This window comes from Roseomonas chloroacetimidivorans, assembly GCF_049629625.1.
Lineage (GTDB): Bacteria > Pseudomonadota > Alphaproteobacteria > Acetobacterales > Acetobacteraceae > Roseomonas > Roseomonas chloroacetimidivorans.
Map to the genome: position 1 here is coordinate 15,004 of NZ_JBNBZS010000023.1, position 14,734 is coordinate 29,737.

A 14,734-nucleotide genomic window follows, 5' to 3' on the forward strand; every position below is an offset into this window, starting at 1 on the left:
GCTGGCCTGGAGAGGATCATGGCAGACTTCATTTCATGACGGCGGTTCAGCCGACGGATCCCGGCGACAAGCTTCCTGAGGGCGAGCAACCGGAGGAGCAAACGCAGCGAGAGGCTGAGGACCGGGCCCTTATCGCCGATCTGGCGGATTACGCGAGCGCGCAGGGACTCACCCTGGCGGATGAGGCCTTGCGTCTGATCTGGGCCAGCCTGTCGGCCAGGCGGTCGTAAATTCCGGCCGGAGGTGCCTTAGCGCCAGCGGCGATGCATCCAAAGCCATTGCCCCGGATGCTCCCGCACCCAGCCGGCGATGACATCGTTCACCGCCTGGGTAGCGGCCTGCACATCGATCAACCCCTCGGCATCCCGGGGCAGCGGGATCGGATCGGTCAGTTCCAGTTGGAAGCGTCCCCCCGGCAGGCGAATGGCGCGGGCCCCGCGCACCGGGCAGTCGAAGCGGCGGGCGAGATTGGCAAGTAACGGGTTGGCCTGCGCCGGGCGGCCCAGGAAATCGATGCGCGGGCCGCGGCCAAAGCGCTGGTCCACTACCATCCCGACCACCGCGCCGCGCTGCAGGGCCTTGGCCAGCTTGGTTGGCGCGGTCAGCCCCGCCGGGATCAGCTCTCCCATCACGCCCTGACGTAGCCTGAGGATGGCTTCGGCTACCGGGCGGCTGTTGGGGGTGCGGTAGAGCACCGCCGCATCCAGCCCGTGCTTCGCGGCAGCGACCGCGGGCAGTTCCCAATTCGCGAGATGGGCGGCAAAGACCAGTAGCGGACCACCTGTCTCGCGCACCTCCTGGAAGCGCGCGAAGGTCGCATCATCGATCTGGATTCGCGCCCTGGGGTCGCGGTCCTCGGTCAGATCCCAGACCGTATTGATGTGGCCATATTCAAAGGCAACGCGGCCGAGATTGTCCCAGGCCTCGTCCGCGATCTTCCGGTGCCAGGCCGCATCCTTCTCGGGGAAGGCGGCGGCGATGTTCTCCATCGCGATGCGATGGGCGGAGGTCAGCGGCCCCAGCCGCCGCGCCAGCGCAGCGCCGAAGCGCGGGCCGAGATCCGGGCCCAGCGTACGCGGGATGGCGAAGCCCAGGCTGGTCAGGGCGGACAGCGCAGCGTCCGCAGCGCCACCGCCTTTTGCCATGGTCAGATGGTCACCACGATCTTGCCGAAGACGCGGCGGCTTTCCAGCCGATCCAGCCCTTCGGCGAAGTTCTCCAGTGGGATCACGCGATCCAGCACGGGCGTCATGCCGCCGGCCATTTTCGCCAGCCCGTCCGCGACATTGCGCATGGAGGCACCGAAGCTGCCGAAAATGCGGAGCTGGCGCTGGAAGATCATCATCAGGTTGGTCTCGGCCGAGACGCCCGAGGTGCTGCCGCAGGTGACCAGGCGCCCGCCCATTTTCAGCGCGAGCAGCGAACCGGACCAGGTGCTGGCGCCGACATGCTCGAACACCACGTCCACGCCCACCTTATTCGTCAGGCGGCGGGCGATCGAGGCGAAGTTCTTCTCATTGTAGTTCACGACATGGTCAGCGCCGAGCGCCTGGGCCTTGGCGCATTTCTCGTCATCACCGGCGGTGGCGATGACGGTGCATCCGAGGGCCTTGGCCTCCTTGATCGCAACGGTGCCGATGCCGGAGCCGGCGGCGTGAATCAGGATCGTCTCGCCTGGCTGCAGCTTCGCATTGTCGAACAGCATGTGCTCGACCGTGGAGAAGGTGATGGAAGCGCAGGCGGCGTCGTTGTCGCTGACGCCCTCTGGCACGCGCACGAGCAGACGGGCCTGCTGGTTCACCAGTTCCTGCGCGAAGCCGTCCAGATGGAAGCCCTTTACCCCCGCGACATTCTCACAAAGATTATCGCGGCCCTCGACGCAGGCGCGGCAATGACCGCAGGTCTGGGCGCCATAGGGCGCCACGCGGTCACCGATCTTCCAGCCCTGCACGCCCTGCCCGAGCGCCACGATCTCGCCCACAGCCTCGGCGCCGACGCAGATCGGCAGCTTGCGCTGGGTGAAGGCCATGCCGCGCCAGCCCCAGACATCGATGTGGTTCAAGGCGATGCCATGCATCCGCAACTGCACCTCGCCAGGGGCGGGTGGCGGGGGAGCAGGGATGTCCTCGAGGCGCAGGTCACGGTCGCCATGAAGGCGCAGGGCACGCATCAGGCGGGCTCTCCTGAGAGAACAAGGCAGACATTCTGCCCGCCGAAGCCGAAGGAGTTGGAGAGCACGTGCTTCACCGAAGCATCGCGCGCCACATTCGGCACCACGTCCAGCGTGATGGTCGGGTCCGGCTCGTCATAGTTGATAGTGGGCGGAAGCCGCTGGTCGCGGATGGTCAGCAGCGAAAAGGCCGCTTCCAGCGCGCCGGCGGCGGAGAGCGTGTGCCCGATCATGCTCTTGTTGGAGGAGATCGGCGGCGCGTTCTCACCGAAGACGGCACGCATGCCGAAATTCTCCATCTTGTCGTTCTCCGGCGTGCCCGTGCCGTGGCCGTTCACATAGGAGATCTGGCCCGGTTCCAGGCCGGCATCGGACAGCGCGTTCTTCATCGCGCCGACGATAGCGCTGCCATCCGGGTTGGAGCGGGTGCGATGGAAATTGTCCGCGCGCTCACCAGCGCCGGAAACCAGGCCGATGATGGTCGCGCCGCGCGCCTTCGCCGTGTCGTAATCTTCCAGCACCAGGGCCGCCGCCCCCTCGCTCATCACGAAGCCGCCGCGGTTCTTCTCAAACGGGCGGGATGCCTTTTCCGGCTCCTCGTTCCGGGTGGAGAGGGCGGAGAGCAAGGAGAAGCGGATCAGCGCCTCGGCATGCACGGAGCCATCCGCGCCGACGGCGATGCAGGCCTCGCATTCGCCCCGCTGGATCGCCTCGACGCCAAGCTGGATGGCGGAAGCGCCGGTGGCGCAGGCGGTGGTGAGGGAGATGGGCGCGCCGCGCGTGCCGAAGCGTGCCGCCAGGCGTTCGCCCACGCCGCCGAAGAGGAAGGTTTCATAGATGTCGTGCCGGCCGCGCGTCGCCCGGGTCATGGCGGCGTAGGAGGGTTCGCCCGCATGGCGTGCGAGCTCGAAGCGGTTCGGCCACTCCACCTCTACCGGCGGCATGCCAAGGAAGAGCGGGCCGGGGAAGTTGCCCCTGCTGCCGATGGCGGCTTCCGTCACCGCCTCCTCGATCGCCATCTCGGCCATGCGCTCGGCCCGCACGGGGCTGGGAATCGCATCCTCGCCGGCACGGTCGCCCGGCAGGTCAACCGTGCCGGCGATGGTGGTCTTCAGGTGCTCGGCTGGAAAGCGCGTGATGCGACGGATGCCGGACTGCCCGGCCAGCAGCCGGGACCAGTTATCCTTCACGCCGAAGCCAAGGGAGGTGATGGTGCCGATGCCCGTCACCGCCACCAGGGGACGCCCAAGATGGTCGCGCATCAGATCTTCTCCGCGTGGGAGAGCGCCGCCAGCGCCTCGCCGCGCCACTGCCCGAAGCCCGTGACGAGGATGCGGGACGGCGCCACCGCCTCGCCCACATCCGCCGGGTCCATGGGGGCGTAGAAGCCGCCGTGTGAAAGGGCCAGCGCCGCCAGCGCCACATGGGCGGGGAAGGCGCCTTCCACGCCATGGCCGATCAGGTTAGCCGGGCGGCGCACGGGAAGGCCCAGCTCGCTCAGGAAGCTCTCCTCCTCGCGCCACGCCTCCGGCGCGCCGGAGGCGCCGGAGATCACCGCATCAGCGCCTCCCGGCGCCACGCGTGACAGCAGCGCACGTGCGGCCGCGGCGCTCTCGCCCGGCAAGGCGCGGCGGGTGGCATCGCTCGCCACCGCGTCCAGCCGTGCCAGAACCCGCGCGCCGCGCGCCCTGGCGTGCTCCGCGGTTTCCAGCACCAGGAAACCCGCCATGCCGCCGAGGATCATGCCCTGGCGCCGGGACAGCGCCTCATGCGGCCCCTCATGCATCCCGTCGCCGGCGCGGTAGAGCAGCAACAGATCCCAGCGCTGGGCGGTCATCGCCCCGCCTACCAGCGCGATGCTGCCGCGCCCTTCGGAAAGGCGGGCATGGGCAATCCGCACCGCGTCCGCCGCCGCGCTTTCCTCGCCCATGAAGGTGCGGGAGGAGCCCGTGACGCCGTGCACGATGGAGATGTTGCCGGCCAGGAGGTTGGAAAGCTGCGCCAGGAACAGCGTCGGCCGCAGTCCCGTTGCCAGCATCTCGTTTAGCCGCGCGCCGCCGCCGTCATTGCTGTTGGCCAACTCGGCCGTCACCTGCTCGTCCAGCGCCAGGTCACGCTCGCCGCCCCCGGCGGCGACGATCAGATCCATGTCCTCCACCAGGCCGCGTGCATCGGCGTCGTCGATGGCGAGGCCGGCCGCATAGGTGCCCAGGCGCTGCCAAGGCTCCATCTGCCGCTGGTCGCCCTTCTTCGGGATTTGCGTGTCCAGGCTCAGGGTGGGGAGGGGATGCACCGTCCAGGGCGCATAGCTCGTCTCGTCCACCACGGGCTTCGTGCCGGCGGAAAGCGCCTGCCAATGCGCGTCCGGTCCCTCGCCAAGGGCGGAGACCAGCCCGATCCCGGTGATGACCACGTCGTTCCTGGTCATGCGGCGAAGCCTGGCAGACCGATCCGCACGGCATTGGCGCGCATGGCGGCCTCCAGATCAGGATGGGGGAAGGGCATGGAGCGAAGCAGGATTTCCGCATCCGCGATGCGCTTGCCGCCACTCATCACGCGCGCCTCGCAGGCGGTGAAGCCGGAGCCATCATGCGTGACCTTGGAGCTGACATCGAGCAAGGCGTCCGGTCCGACGAAGTTGCGGAACTTCGCCTCCTTCACCGACATCAGGAAGGGCATCTGCGCGAAGCCGTTGCGTCCCAGGATGAGCCATCCGCTGGCCTGGGCCATGGTCTCCACCAGCAGCACGCCGGGCACCAGCGGATGGCCGGGGAAATGCCCCTCAAAGACCGGGCTGGCCTCGGGCACGCGGCTCTCCACCATGATGGCGTCGCCTTCAAGCGACACCACCCGGTCGATCATCTGGAAGTATTCCAGGCGCATGGCCGCGCCGCCTCAGCCGTGCTTGGCGGCGACCAGCTCATCGATGCGGGCCGCGAGGTTCTTCATGACGAAGTAATGCTCCGCCGGCTTCTCGCCCGCATTCACCTCCTGCGTCCACTTCTCGACCGGCACCTTGATGCCGAAGGCCTTGTCGATGGCGAAGACGATGTCGAGGAAGTCGAGGCTGTCGATGCCCAGATCCTCGGTCACATGGCTGTCCGGGGTGATGCTGTCGCGGGCGACTTCGCTGTTCTCAGCGATGATGTCTGCCACCTTGTCGAAGGTGGGGGTGGTTTCGGCAGCCATGGGGCGGCTCCTGGTCAGGCACGCCGGGCGCGGCCTCAAGGGCCGGGCAGGGGCGGGGTCTTTGATGATCGGCGCGCGTGATGGACCGGAATGGGGGGGGAAGTCCAGGGGCGGCGCGGGCCGGGCTGGCCGTAGCCTCTCAGTTCCGTGATGGCCCTGCATGGCGCGGACGGAACGCCGGGTTGGTTCGGCGGTGCCGATCTGTTACGAACGCGGATCAAGTATTCTTCCCGGCGACGCCGTGGTTCCGCGTGCTCGCGGATGTGACGGCGCCTTGCCTGGACAGGTTGTCATCCCGGGGTACAGCGTGCCGCTATGCTTCATTCCAGTCTGTGCCGCCGATTCGCCCCGGCCCTCCTCACCTGTGCTTTCTCGCGGAAGGCCTGCTAGGCCATGGGGATCTGGTCCTGGCTTTTCGGTTCGCGGCAGGAGCCCGCCCGGCGGGCGGAAGAACCCCGGCTGGCGCCGCCGCCCCATTCCGCCCAGCCCTATCCTGACGAACCCGCCTATCCCGCCGCCCCGCCCAGGGCGGCCGAGGACACGCCTTTCCTACCGGAGCAGGCGCCCGAGCCGGTCGCTGAGGATTCCCGGACCATGGCTGATCCCGAGCTGGCGCCGGATCCGGCACCCCAGCCCGAGCCGCCCATGGAGCCCTTGCCGCCCCCGAAATGGGTGGCGCCGTCCTATCTGATCCCCCGGTTGCCGCCGGTCGGGTCCACCCCGATCACGCGGCGGATGCTCTCCGCCATGCAGGCTATGGGCTTCGATGCGACGGGCTGGACGGAGGAGCAGGCTCGGATCGTATTGGCCGCGCGCGACTACTTCGAGGCGCTCTTCGCCGAACTCGGCAAGCCGCCAGGGCGCTACAAGGAGGTGCGGCTGGCCTGCATACGGGATCTGGTGGCCAGCGCCCGGCTGCATGAGCCGCTGCTGGCCTGGGCCGCCCAGGACGGAAAGCGGGAACAGGAGGGGCCGCGGGAACTGGGCCCGCCGGATCTGCATCAAGCCGCCCGGACGGTCTGGCAAAGAGCCATGGATCGCGGATAGCCACGACGGGGCTGCCCCAGTGTGCTCCCCAACGGGGGCGGCCCGAGGATGCCCTGGGGATGTCATGGTGCGGGTGGTCGGTTTCGAACCGACACTCTGTTGCCAGAAACGGATTTTGAGTCCGTCGCGTCTACCGTTCCGCCACACCCGCGCTGGTCATGGCCAGCCCCTGGATGCCATGGCGGGCCGGGTTTCGTCCAGCCATGGCGTTCAGGTGGACGTCAGGTTCCGGCCGATGCTGTGGCAGCCTCGGGCGCTGTCACCTCCGCCGTGTGGAACTGGGCGGGGGAGGTTACCTCCAGCATTTCCAGATCGTCGGAATGCGCGACCTCCCGGTGGCGGATGCGCGGGGGCTGGAGAACGCTGTCGCCCGGCTCCAGCAGGACTTCGCCGATATCCTCGTATTCGAAGCGGACCCAGCCCCGCAGAACCAGGACGAGCTGAAAGTCCAGCTCATGGGTGTGCCATCGCGGCTTCGGGCCCTCGCCGGGAACGGCGCGGATGATATGGGCGGCATGGGTGCCGCCGGTCGCCTCCCGCGCGCCGAGGTCGCGATAGGCGAAGAAGGCGCGCAGGCCGGAATCATAGGCCGCGCCGGCCGCCTTGCTGACGGTTGTTCGCATGGTTTCCTCCGCTCGGCAGGCTCCTGGCGGGGCGAATGCCATTGCACCCGCCCCCCGGGGCCCAGATGGGGCGTCATGATGCCCCGCCGGCGGTCAGGCGGTCACGACCTTCCGGTAGAGCCGCCAGGTGCCATGGCCGAGCACGGGCAGGGCCACCGCAAGCCCAACGAAAAGGGGCAGGCTGCCGGCGAAGAGCAGGACGGCCACGATCAGCCCCCAAAGCGCCATCGGGCCGGGATTGGTCATGACAGCGCGCAAGGAGGTCCGCAGCGCCGTCAACGGCCCCACCGGCCGGTCCAGCAACAATGGGAAGGAAACAACGGACAGAGCCAGCACAAGGATAGCGAAGAGCAGGCCCACGCCATTGCCCACCAGCATCAGCCGCCACCCTTCGCGCGTGCGGAAGACCTGCTGGGTGAAGTCCGAGACCGAAGCCGGGCGGGCACCCTGGAAAATCGCGTCATAGATGGCCTGGGCCGTGAACATCCAGGCGACGAAAATCGCCAGCAGCATCACCGCCAAGATGAAGATGGCGCCGAGATTGGGCGAGCGCAGTACGGCGAAGGCGTGCAGCCAAGTCGCGGGCTGGCCCTTTTCCCGCCGCCGGCTCAGCTCATAGATGCCCATGGCGGCGATCGGGCCGACCAGGGCGAAGCCGGAGATCAGTGGCCACATCAGCGGCATGAGATCTCCGTCCGAGGCGATCTGCGCGGCGACCAGCCCGATGACAGGGTAGATGATCGCAAGGAAGATCAGCTGCGTCGGGTGGGTGAGGAAATCCTCCCAGCCCTCTCGCAGGGCACTCCAGACATGGCTGGAGCTGATCCGGCGGACTGCCGGTTCGCTGTGGGAAGCAGCCTGCCCGGCGATCTTGTCGCGCGGGAGCCTGTCATAGCCCGGGGCAATGGCCATCACGATTCCTCCTGGCCATCCGTCTTGCGGGACGGCTGCGTTGTGGACGCGGTGCGGAGGCCCGGCGAGCGGCGGCCATGAGGGCGGAAAGACCAGCACGCTAGGAAGAGCCGGGTCATCCATGGGGGCATCTGGGGCGTGGCCGGAGGGGCGGCAAGGCCTCGCGGGACAAGGTCGTAATGACCGGGGTTGAGCCTTGCGGCGCCCGGGTGGCTGGCGCAGCTTCCGCTACATGACTCTCCGCTCCCGCGCCGCGCTCGTGACGGTTCTGGCCGCCGCCGCCCCGGCGCTGGCCGCGGCGTCGGAGCCACTTCTGGGTCTGGCCCCCTGCGCCCTCTGCCTCTGGCAGCGTTGGCCCTATTGGGTGGCGGCGGTGCTGGCGGCGCTGGCGGCCGGGCTGCGGTCCCGCGCTCTTCTGGCCCTGGCGGGGCTGGCCATCCTGGTTTCAGGGGGCATTGCGGGGCTGCATATCGGGGTTGAGCAGGGCTGGTGGCCCAGCCCGCTGCCCTCCTGCGCCGCGCCCACCGCCGGGGCGGCGATGAGCGTGGACGAGCTGATGCGCAGCCTAGCACCGAAGCCGGACAAGCCCTGCGATGCCGCCACCTACCTGACTCCGGGCCTGCCGCTTTCCATTCCCGCCCTGAACCTGATTTACGCGCTTGTGCTGGGCGCCCTGACGCTTAACTGGGCTCGCAGAGGAGCCAGTGCATGAGTGAGGCCACCCGCGGCGCCCGCCGCAACACCAGCCCCGATACCTTGGGCAACCGCCTGCCGGGGGACCTGACCCCGCGCGACTATGTGGCGCGTACGATCCGCGTGGACCATGCGGGGGAATATGGGGCGAAGCGGATCTATGAGGGGCAGCTCGCCGTGCTCGGCCGGACGAAATACGGGCCGCTGCTGGAGCATATGAAGGCGCAGGAGCAGGTGCATCTCGACACCTTCTCCCGCCTGATCGGGGAGCGGCGGGTGCGCCCGACGGCGCTTCTGCCGGTCTGGCATGTGGCGGGCTTCGCGCTGGGCGCCGCCACGGCCCTGATCGGACATCGCGGCGCCATGGCCTGCACCGTGGCAGTGGAAGAGGCGATCGACGAACACTACGCCGCCCAGCACGCCACGCTCGGGGAGGATGAGAAGCCCCTGCGGGACCATATCGAGAAGTTCCGCCAGGAGGAGCTGGAGCACCGCGATATCGGGCTGGAGAACGAGGCAGAACTGGCGCCTGCCTACAAGCTGCTGGCCCGCGTGATCAAGGCGGGCTGCAAGGTGGCCATCAAGGTCAGCGAGCGGGTCTGAGGAAGGCCCGGAGGCCTTCCCGGCCTTGTGCCGTCACGTCTTCCATGCCGGGCCGAGCGCGGGCAGTCGCGGCCGGGCCGGGGCGGGCCGCTTTGGCGCGGGTGCCGGCGCAGGCGGGGCTGCCTGGGGCGGCAAGGGAAGCGGCTCCTCCGCAGGAACGGGTTCGAGCGGCAGGCCGGAAAGGGTTCCGATCAGCCGCAGCGTGAGGGCCAACAGTGGATCGCGCGCCCCGCGCCGTCCTTCCGCCGCTTCTGGCTCGACCATCATCACGACGAAGACGCGCCGGTCCAGCAGGGTGGCACAGCCGAGCTGACGGCGGGGTTGCTCCCCTCGGAACTGCACGTCTAGACAGCGCGCGATCGGTCCGGTTTCGGACACCCGGGCGCCGATATGGCGCAAGGTCACGTTCTCCCGGCGGGCCGTGGCCTCCGCCACGGTTGCGCGGGCGATGCTCTGCACCGCAGCGCTGATCTCCGGCACGTCCTCACCGTCCCGCGCATTGGAATGGCCGGTGGGGGGGAGGGCATGGATCGACCCGGCCGAGCGGTTCGGGTGGGTGTAGGAAGCAATGGCGGTCTCCGCGCGGCCGCCCTCAGGGGGCGCTTTGTGGAAGCCCCCGATTTCCTCGGGCAGGCGGGCGAAGGCCTCTGCTGGCGTGAGTTCCGGCGCGGAGCGGCCGGTACAGGCGGCAAGCAGGGGGAGGAGAAGTGCAAAAAGCGGTGCAGCCCGACAAAGCATGCCCCCTTCTAGCCCTCTCTTCCGCATGTCGATAGCAAGCGCGCCGTCACAGATGAGGCAGGCGGCGCATGGGCACAGGATTGGCCCTCAGCCAGTCCGGCCATCCCAGGAAGCGCTCCACCAGCACCAAGCCAAGCGCGAGGGCGAGCGCCCCTAACATCACGGCCAGCTTCTTGCGGGAGGGTGGGTTCCGCCAGAGCCGGGCGAGCAGCACGAGAAGGCGGGTAACGGGATCCAAAACCCGTTCAGCTCTCCAGCTCGGAATCCCAGTAAAGGTAGTCGCGCCAGCTCTCATGCAGGTGGTTTGGCGGGAAGGCGCGGCCGTTCTCCTGCAATTCCCAGCTTGTGGGCTGGCGGGGTAGCTGGCGCGGGTGCATCCCGATCTCGCGCGGCAGCCGGGAGCCCTTGCGGAGATTGCAGGGGCCGCAAGCCGCGACGACGTTCTCCCAGGTGGTGCGCCCGCCCCGGCTGCGCGGGATGACATGGTCGAAGGTGAGGTCCGGGGCGGGGCGCTCGGCGCCGCAGTACTGGCAGGCGAAGCGATCCCGCAGGAAGACGTTGAAGCGGGTGAAAGCCGGGCGGCGGGCGGCGGGGATGTATTCCTTCAGCGCGATCACGCTGGGCAGCCGCATGGTCAGGCTGGTGGAGTGGACCTCGGTTTCATACTCGTTCAGCACCGAGACCCGGTCGAGGAAGACTGCCTTCACCGCGTCCTGCCAGGACCAAATGGAAAGCGGGAAATAGGAGAGCGGCCGGAAATCGGCGTTCAGGACCAGGGCAGGATAGGACCGGTTGCCCGGGGAACCGAAAGCAGGAAGGTCACCGAAGTCGCCGCCGATTGTCGAACCGTCTGGCACGCGCTGCTCCTTACCGGAGGCGCGGGACCACCATCGCTGGGGCTCGGCCGGGCGGTCGGGCCCCAGATCAAGTGGCGCCGCCCCGAACTGCGCGGAGGATGACAGCGCGACGCGGGGGGCGCAACACAACCCCCGCGCAGCTTCACGTGACCGTCACGGAGCGTGTCAGGCCGCCGGCAGCCCCGCTGCCGCGCGCTGGAGGAAAAGGGCGCCAGCCGCAAGCCCTGCATCGTCAATGCCGTGGCCGAGTCGTGGGGAGTAGACGGCCTCCACCGGCACGCCCGCATCGCGGAGCTGGCGCTCCGCCGCCCGGCTACCGGCGACAGGCACGACTTCGTCCACCTCTCCATGCACCAGCAGCACCGGAGGCTTGCCGCGCAGCTCCGTGCTCAGCGAATCGGGGCCCAGGAGAAGGCCGGAATAGGCGAGGATCGCGGCCGGTGGTGTGGCGCGGCGGAGGCCGCAGAACAGGGCGGTCATGGCGCCCTGGCTGAAGCCCATCAGCATCACATGCGTCTCGGGCAGGCCAGCGGCGGCGCATTCGCGAGAGATGGCGACGTCCAGCACTGGCGCCACGGCCCGGACTCCGGCCTTCAGCCGGGCAGGGGTCCGGTCGGTCAGGTCAAACCACTGCCGGCCAAAGGGCGCGCCCTGATAGGGGGTCGGCGCATGCGGGGAAATGAAAAGCGCATCCGGCACGGCCCGCGACCAGCGTGGGGCGAGGTCGATCAGATCATTCCCGTCCGCCCCCACGCCATGCAGGAGGAAGACAATCTGCTTCACCTTGCCCTTCGAGGCGGGCCCCCAGCGCGGTCCGTCCAGCTCTGCCATGATGCTTTCCTTCGCTCTCCCGCCCGGCTAACCCGCCCGGCAGGATGGCAGCAAGCCCTGTTCATGAAAGCCCCTGCACGACCCGCTTCGCGCCGAGCCCGACCGGCTTCCTGCATCTGGGGCACGCGCATTCGGCCCTGATCGCCTGGCGCGCCGCGCGGCAGGCGGGCGGACGCTTCCTGCTGCGGATCGAGGATATCGACCGGACGCGCTGCCGGCCCGAATACACGGAAGCGATCCTGGAGGATCTGTCCTGGCTCGGCCTGGACTGGGACGGGCCGGTGCGGGTGCAGTCGGAGCACTTCCCGGAGTACCGGGCGGTGTTGGACAAGCTTTCGGCGCGCGGGCTGCTCTATCCCTGCTTCTGCACCCGGGCGGAGATCGCGCGGGAGGTGGGGGCCATCGGGGCCGCGCCGCATGGGCCGGACGGACCGCTCTATCCCGGCACCTGCCGGCGACTTTCCGCCAAAACGCGGGCGACGCGGATCGCTGCGGGGGAGCCCTATGCGCTGCGGCTGGACATGGCGGCGGCGCTGACGACGCTGGATGGGCCGCTGTTCTTCGAGGAGGTAGGAGAAGGACGGCTGCGCTGCGATCCCGCTCGCTTCGGCGATGTGGTGCTGGCCCGCAAGGATACGCCCGCCTCCTACCATCTCTGCGTCACCCATGACGACGCGCTGCAGGGCGTGACGTTGGTAACGCGGGGTGAGGACCTGAAGCCGGCAACCGACCTTCACCGGCTGCTTCAGGCACTGATGGGCTGGCCGGCCCCGGCCTACCGGCATCACAGCTTGCTGCTTGGCCCGGATGGCAAGCGGCTGTCCAAGCGCGACGGCGCGCCGGCTCTGCGGGCGCTACGGACGGCGGGGCGGAGCGCGGCGGAGGTCCTCGTAGCGCTGGTCTGAACCGGCCGCCGGGGCGTTCAGGCCGCCCCCTCCATGCCCACCATGCGCGCCAGCGGGATCTCGATTTCGCAGACCAGCCCCGGGGCGGCCCAGTCCAGCAGAACCTTCCCGCCGAGCTGGCCGCGGACCGTGCCTTCCAGCACGCGCGAGCCGAAGCCGCGACGATCTGGTATTTTCGTCAGTGCCGGCCCCCCGGTTTCCGCCCACCGCAGGCGGAGCCGTCCCGCCTTTTCCCCTTCCAGGTGCCAAGTGATGGAGACTCGTCCGGCTGGCAGGGAAAGGGACCCGTGCTTCGTCGCATTCGTCGCCAGCTCGTGCACCGCCATGGCCAGGGGCTGCGCGGCGCGGGCCGGCAGCATGACCGGCGGGCCCTCCAGCACCACGCGGTTCCGGTCGCCGCCCAGGAAAGGCTCGACCTCGCCCACCAGCAGGGCGCGGAGATTGGCGCCGGACCAGCGGTCTTCCGCAAGCAGGGTCTGGGCCCGGGCCATCGCCGCCACCCGCCCCTCGATCGCCCGCCGGTACCCCTCCACGTCCTCCGCCCGCGTCAGCCGCAGCGCGGCCTGCAACACAGCAAGCACGTTCTTGGCACGGTGGTCCACCTCGCGCATCAGCAGGCTGCGTCGCTCCTCAGCCGCCCGGCGGTCGCTGATGTCCTGCGCGACCCCCGCGATGCGAAGGGGCCGGTCCGTGACCGGATCCCGCTCGACCACCGTGCCGAAGGAAGAGATCCAGGCCCAGCCGCCATCGGGCCGCCTGACGCGGAACTCCGCCTCGAAGCGTGGCGCCCCGCCTTGCGCGACCTCCCAGAACCGGCGCTCCACCTCATCGCGGTCCTCGGGATGAACCGCATCCAGCCAGGTATCGAAGTCGAAGCCCTCGGTCGGAATGCCTGGCAGCGCTCTGGTCAGGGGGCCGTCCCGCATGCCGGTGCCGGCGACGATGTCGAATTCCCAGCTGCTTAGCCGCGCTGCTTCGATCGCGAGCCGCAGCCGTGCCGTGCTGGCACGCAGCGCCACCTCTATGGCCTTGCGGTCAGTGATGTCGATATGGGCGCCATAGGTCACGTCCCGCCCACCCAGGCTGATTCCCTGCGAGCGCACCAGCACGTCCCGGATCTGGCCGGAGCGGGTGCGGTGCCGTGCCTCGAACTCCTGCACGCCAGGCCGGACCTTGTGCGCCCGTCCCCTGGCCCGGATCGCCCCGGAATCGCCCAAGGCGTCGATCTGGGTGATGGAGTGGCCGACCAACTCCTCCCGCGCATAGCCATAGGCGGCGCAGACGAAGTCGTTGACATCCAGGATTTCGTGCGTGGTGGGATCGAGAATGATGACGCCGAAGGGGGCCGCCTCGAACAGGGTACGGTGGCGCGCCTCGCTCTCACGCAATGCGGCCTCGGCACGGGCGCGGCCTATAGCGTCCCAACCGCGCTCTGCGACCTCGCGCACCAACGCCACCTCCTCGTCGGACCAGTGCCGCGGCGCGGCATCATGCACGAAGAGCAGGGCGGCCAGCGTGCCTGCCTTCAGGACCGGTGCCGCGACCAGCGAGCGGATGCCGAGCCCTGCCCAGGCTTCAGCCGTTCCCGCACCGCGCGGATCCGTCAGCCCATCCTCGATCACGACCAGCCGGCCGGAGCGCAGCTCATCCGCCAACGCGGCGCCAAGGAAGTCCAGCCGGATCAGCCGGCCGGTGAAGCTGGCGACCGTTCCGTTGGTCCAGTCGCCTATGCATCGTATGGTGCCGTGCAGGGCGTCCACTTCGCCATACCCCGCGCGGGCCAGCTCGAGCGTTTCGCCGAGCATGCGGGTAACGGCGGTCATCGTCGCGGCGGGGTCGTCCAGGTCGCGCAGGGCCGCATTCAGCCCGATGCGGAAGGCGATGAGCCGGTCGGCCTTGCGGAAGGCGGGGTTGGCCCGGACGATGGGCATGTCCGCGACCGGGCTGGACTCCTTCCTCGGGGAGGTACTGCGGTGTTCGGCCTCCTCCAGGACGCGCAGGGCGGCCCCGATCACGTCGTCCCGGTCGCGGTACAGGCCCGTGGCCAGGCGACGCTCAAGGGCGGTTTCAAGCTCCTGGGTCAGGATCAAGGTTCGGATCAGGTCGCCCATCCCCTCAAACGGGCCCGTTGCCCTGTAGGTGTCAATAAGAGCTTCGCGACGAAAA

At 69.1% G+C, this 14,734-nt stretch carries 18 protein-coding genes and 1 tRNA gene; 5 read left to right on the plus strand and 14 right to left on the minus strand.

What is annotated here, in order from left to right:
• The first annotated feature begins 35 nt into the window (after positions 1-35).
• Positions 36-230 carry a hypothetical protein gene (locus ACO1BU_RS17960; protein WP_424137344.1) on the plus strand — a complete coding sequence of 65 codons (195 nt, stop codon included), beginning with the start codon at positions 36-38 and terminating at the stop codon, positions 228-230.
• An 18-nt stretch (positions 231-248) separates the two neighbouring features.
• Here ACO1BU_RS17960 and ACO1BU_RS17965 read toward each other — a convergent pair whose 3' ends face one another.
• From ACO1BU_RS17965 to ACO1BU_RS17990, 6 genes are read right to left on the minus strand one after another with little or no spacing between them, the layout of a single operon-like run.
• Positions 249-1,145: a lipid A biosynthesis lauroyl acyltransferase gene (locus ACO1BU_RS17965; protein WP_424137345.1), complete on the minus strand. Its 897-nt coding sequence runs from the start codon at positions 1,143-1,145 to the stop codon at positions 249-251.
• A gap of 2 nt (positions 1,146-1,147) precedes the next feature.
• On the minus strand, positions 1,148-2,170 hold the full coding sequence (locus ACO1BU_RS17970) for a zinc-binding dehydrogenase (protein ID WP_424137346.1): 1,023 nt from the start codon (positions 2,168-2,170) through the stop codon (positions 1,148-1,150).
• Positions 2,170-3,432, minus strand: coding sequence for a beta-ketoacyl-ACP synthase (locus ACO1BU_RS17975; protein ID WP_424137347.1), 1,263 nt, complete (start codon positions 3,430-3,432; stop codon positions 2,170-2,172). The genes ACO1BU_RS17970 and ACO1BU_RS17975 overlap by 1 nt, the downstream gene beginning before the upstream one ends.
• Positions 3,432-4,598, minus strand: a complete 1,167-nt coding sequence (locus ACO1BU_RS17980) for a beta-ketoacyl-ACP synthase (RefSeq protein ID WP_424137348.1) — start codon at positions 4,596-4,598, stop codon at positions 3,432-3,434. Before ACO1BU_RS17980 ends, ACO1BU_RS17975 begins: the two co-directional genes overlap by 1 nt.
• The gene (locus ACO1BU_RS17985; protein ID WP_424137349.1) at positions 4,595-5,053 is read right to left on the minus strand and encodes a 3-hydroxyacyl-ACP dehydratase FabZ family protein; all 459 of its coding nucleotides are present in this window, start codon (positions 5,051-5,053) and stop codon (positions 4,595-4,597) included. Before ACO1BU_RS17985 ends, ACO1BU_RS17980 begins: the two co-directional genes overlap by 4 nt.
• A 12-nt stretch (positions 5,054-5,065) precedes the next feature.
• Positions 5,066-5,359, minus strand: coding sequence for an acyl carrier protein (locus ACO1BU_RS17990; RefSeq protein WP_424137350.1), 294 nt, complete (start codon positions 5,357-5,359; stop codon positions 5,066-5,068).
• Between the two features lie 393 nt (positions 5,360-5,752).
• Between ACO1BU_RS17990 and ACO1BU_RS17995 the strand changes: the two genes are divergently transcribed.
• On the plus strand, positions 5,753-6,406 hold the full coding sequence (locus tag ACO1BU_RS17995) for a hypothetical protein (RefSeq protein ID WP_424137351.1): 654 nt from the start codon (positions 5,753-5,755) through the stop codon (positions 6,404-6,406).
• A 65-nt stretch (positions 6,407-6,471) separates the two neighbouring features.
• Here the strand turns inward: ACO1BU_RS17995 and ACO1BU_RS18000 are convergent.
• From ACO1BU_RS18000 to ACO1BU_RS18010, 3 genes are all read right to left on the minus strand, one after another.
• Positions 6,472-6,557 (minus strand) — tRNA-Leu (locus ACO1BU_RS18000).
• A 70-nt stretch (positions 6,558-6,627) separates the two neighbouring features.
• Positions 6,628-7,029, minus strand: a complete 402-nt coding sequence (locus ACO1BU_RS18005) for a cupin domain-containing protein (RefSeq protein WP_424137352.1) — start codon at positions 7,027-7,029, stop codon at positions 6,628-6,630.
• Positions 7,030-7,122: 93 nt separating this feature from the next.
• Positions 7,123-7,941: a DUF2189 domain-containing protein gene (locus tag ACO1BU_RS18010; protein ID WP_424137353.1), complete on the minus strand. Its 819-nt coding sequence runs from the start codon at positions 7,939-7,941 to the stop codon at positions 7,123-7,125.
• Between the two features lie 232 nt (positions 7,942-8,173).
• On the opposite strand from ACO1BU_RS18010, the gene ACO1BU_RS18015 reads away from it, so the two are divergent.
• Together ACO1BU_RS18015 and ACO1BU_RS18020 are read left to right on the plus strand one after the other, a co-directional pair.
• Complete coding sequence (locus tag ACO1BU_RS18015) at positions 8,174-8,653, plus strand: disulfide bond formation protein B (protein ID WP_424137354.1); 480 nt, start codon at positions 8,174-8,176, stop codon at positions 8,651-8,653.
• Positions 8,650-9,237 carry a demethoxyubiquinone hydroxylase family protein gene (locus ACO1BU_RS18020; protein ID WP_424137355.1) on the plus strand — a complete coding sequence of 196 codons (588 nt, stop codon included), beginning with the start codon at positions 8,650-8,652 and terminating at the stop codon, positions 9,235-9,237. The genes ACO1BU_RS18015 and ACO1BU_RS18020 overlap by 4 nt, the downstream gene beginning before the upstream one ends.
• 33 nt (positions 9,238-9,270) lie before the next feature.
• Here ACO1BU_RS18020 and ACO1BU_RS18025 read toward each other — a convergent pair whose 3' ends face one another.
• From ACO1BU_RS18025 to ACO1BU_RS18040, 4 genes are all read right to left on the minus strand, one after another.
• Complete coding sequence (locus ACO1BU_RS18025; protein ID WP_424137356.1) at positions 9,271-9,975, minus strand: hypothetical protein; 705 nt, start codon at positions 9,973-9,975, stop codon at positions 9,271-9,273.
• Between the two features lie 46 nt (positions 9,976-10,021).
• Positions 10,022-10,213, minus strand: a complete 192-nt coding sequence (locus tag ACO1BU_RS18030; RefSeq protein ID WP_424137357.1) for a hypothetical protein — start codon at positions 10,211-10,213, stop codon at positions 10,022-10,024.
• A 7-nt stretch (positions 10,214-10,220) separates the two neighbouring features.
• Complete coding sequence (locus tag ACO1BU_RS18035; RefSeq protein WP_424137358.1) at positions 10,221-10,832, minus strand: HNH endonuclease; 612 nt, start codon at positions 10,830-10,832, stop codon at positions 10,221-10,223.
• Positions 10,833-10,997: 165 nt separating this feature from the next.
• On the minus strand, positions 10,998-11,663 hold the full coding sequence (locus tag ACO1BU_RS18040; RefSeq protein ID WP_424137359.1) for an alpha/beta hydrolase: 666 nt from the start codon (positions 11,661-11,663) through the stop codon (positions 10,998-11,000).
• A gap of 44 nt (positions 11,664-11,707) precedes the next feature.
• Here ACO1BU_RS18040 and gluQRS point away from each other — a divergent pair, with 44 nt between their 5' ends.
• On the plus strand, positions 11,708-12,568 hold the full coding sequence (gene gluQRS, locus ACO1BU_RS18045) for a tRNA glutamyl-Q(34) synthetase GluQRS (protein ID WP_424137360.1): 861 nt from the start codon (positions 11,708-11,710) through the stop codon (positions 12,566-12,568).
• Positions 12,569-12,585: 17 nt separating this feature from the next.
• Here gluQRS and ACO1BU_RS18050 read toward each other — a convergent pair whose 3' ends face one another.
• Entirely contained in the window at positions 12,586-14,679 is a 2,094-nt protein-coding gene (locus ACO1BU_RS18050; RefSeq protein WP_424137361.1) for a PAS domain S-box protein, read from the minus strand.
• Positions 14,680-14,734 lie beyond the last annotated feature (55 nt).

What these genes read in the sequence shown, in the direction of transcription:
- ACO1BU_RS18025 (WP_424137356.1), bottom strand. Translation starts at nt 9,975, where the DNA reads ATGCTTTGTCGGGCTGCACCGCTTTTTGCACTTCTCCTCCCCCTGCTT.
- gluQRS (WP_424137360.1), top strand. Translation starts at nt 11,708, where the DNA reads ATGGCAGCAAGCCCTGTTCATGAAAGCCCCTGCACGACCCGCTTCGCG.
- ACO1BU_RS17995 (WP_424137351.1), top strand. Translation starts at nt 5,753, where the DNA reads ATGGGGATCTGGTCCTGGCTTTTCGGTTCGCGGCAGGAGCCCGCCCGG.
- ACO1BU_RS18010 (WP_424137353.1), bottom strand. Translation starts at nt 7,941, where the DNA reads ATGGCCATTGCCCCGGGCTATGACAGGCTCCCGCGCGACAAGATCGCC.
- ACO1BU_RS17980 (WP_424137348.1), bottom strand. Translation starts at nt 4,598, where the DNA reads ATGACCAGGAACGACGTGGTCATCACCGGGATCGGGCTGGTCTCCGCC.
- ACO1BU_RS17965 (WP_424137345.1), bottom strand. Translation starts at nt 1,145, where the DNA reads ATGGCAAAAGGCGGTGGCGCTGCGGACGCTGCGCTGTCCGCCCTGACC.
- ACO1BU_RS17990 (WP_424137350.1), bottom strand. Translation starts at nt 5,359, where the DNA reads ATGGCTGCCGAAACCACCCCCACCTTCGACAAGGTGGCAGACATCATC.
- ACO1BU_RS18005 (WP_424137352.1), bottom strand. Translation starts at nt 7,029, where the DNA reads ATGCGAACAACCGTCAGCAAGGCGGCCGGCGCGGCCTATGATTCCGGC.
- ACO1BU_RS17985 (WP_424137349.1), bottom strand. Translation starts at nt 5,053, where the DNA reads ATGCGCCTGGAATACTTCCAGATGATCGACCGGGTGGTGTCGCTTGAA.
- ACO1BU_RS17970 (WP_424137346.1), bottom strand. Translation starts at nt 2,170, where the DNA reads ATGCGTGCCCTGCGCCTTCATGGCGACCGTGACCTGCGCCTCGAGGAC.
- ACO1BU_RS17975 (WP_424137347.1), bottom strand. Translation starts at nt 3,432, where the DNA reads ATGCGCGACCATCTTGGGCGTCCCCTGGTGGCGGTGACGGGCATCGGC.
- ACO1BU_RS18040 (WP_424137359.1), bottom strand. Translation starts at nt 11,663, where the DNA reads ATGGCAGAGCTGGACGGACCGCGCTGGGGGCCCGCCTCGAAGGGCAAG.
- ACO1BU_RS18050 (WP_424137361.1), bottom strand. Translation starts at nt 14,679, where the DNA reads ATGGGCGACCTGATCCGAACCTTGATCCTGACCCAGGAGCTTGAAACC.
- ACO1BU_RS18020 (WP_424137355.1), top strand. Translation starts at nt 8,650, where the DNA reads ATGAGTGAGGCCACCCGCGGCGCCCGCCGCAACACCAGCCCCGATACC.
- ACO1BU_RS17960 (WP_424137344.1), top strand. Translation starts at nt 36, where the DNA reads ATGACGGCGGTTCAGCCGACGGATCCCGGCGACAAGCTTCCTGAGGGC.
- ACO1BU_RS18015 (WP_424137354.1), top strand. Translation starts at nt 8,174, where the DNA reads ATGACTCTCCGCTCCCGCGCCGCGCTCGTGACGGTTCTGGCCGCCGCC.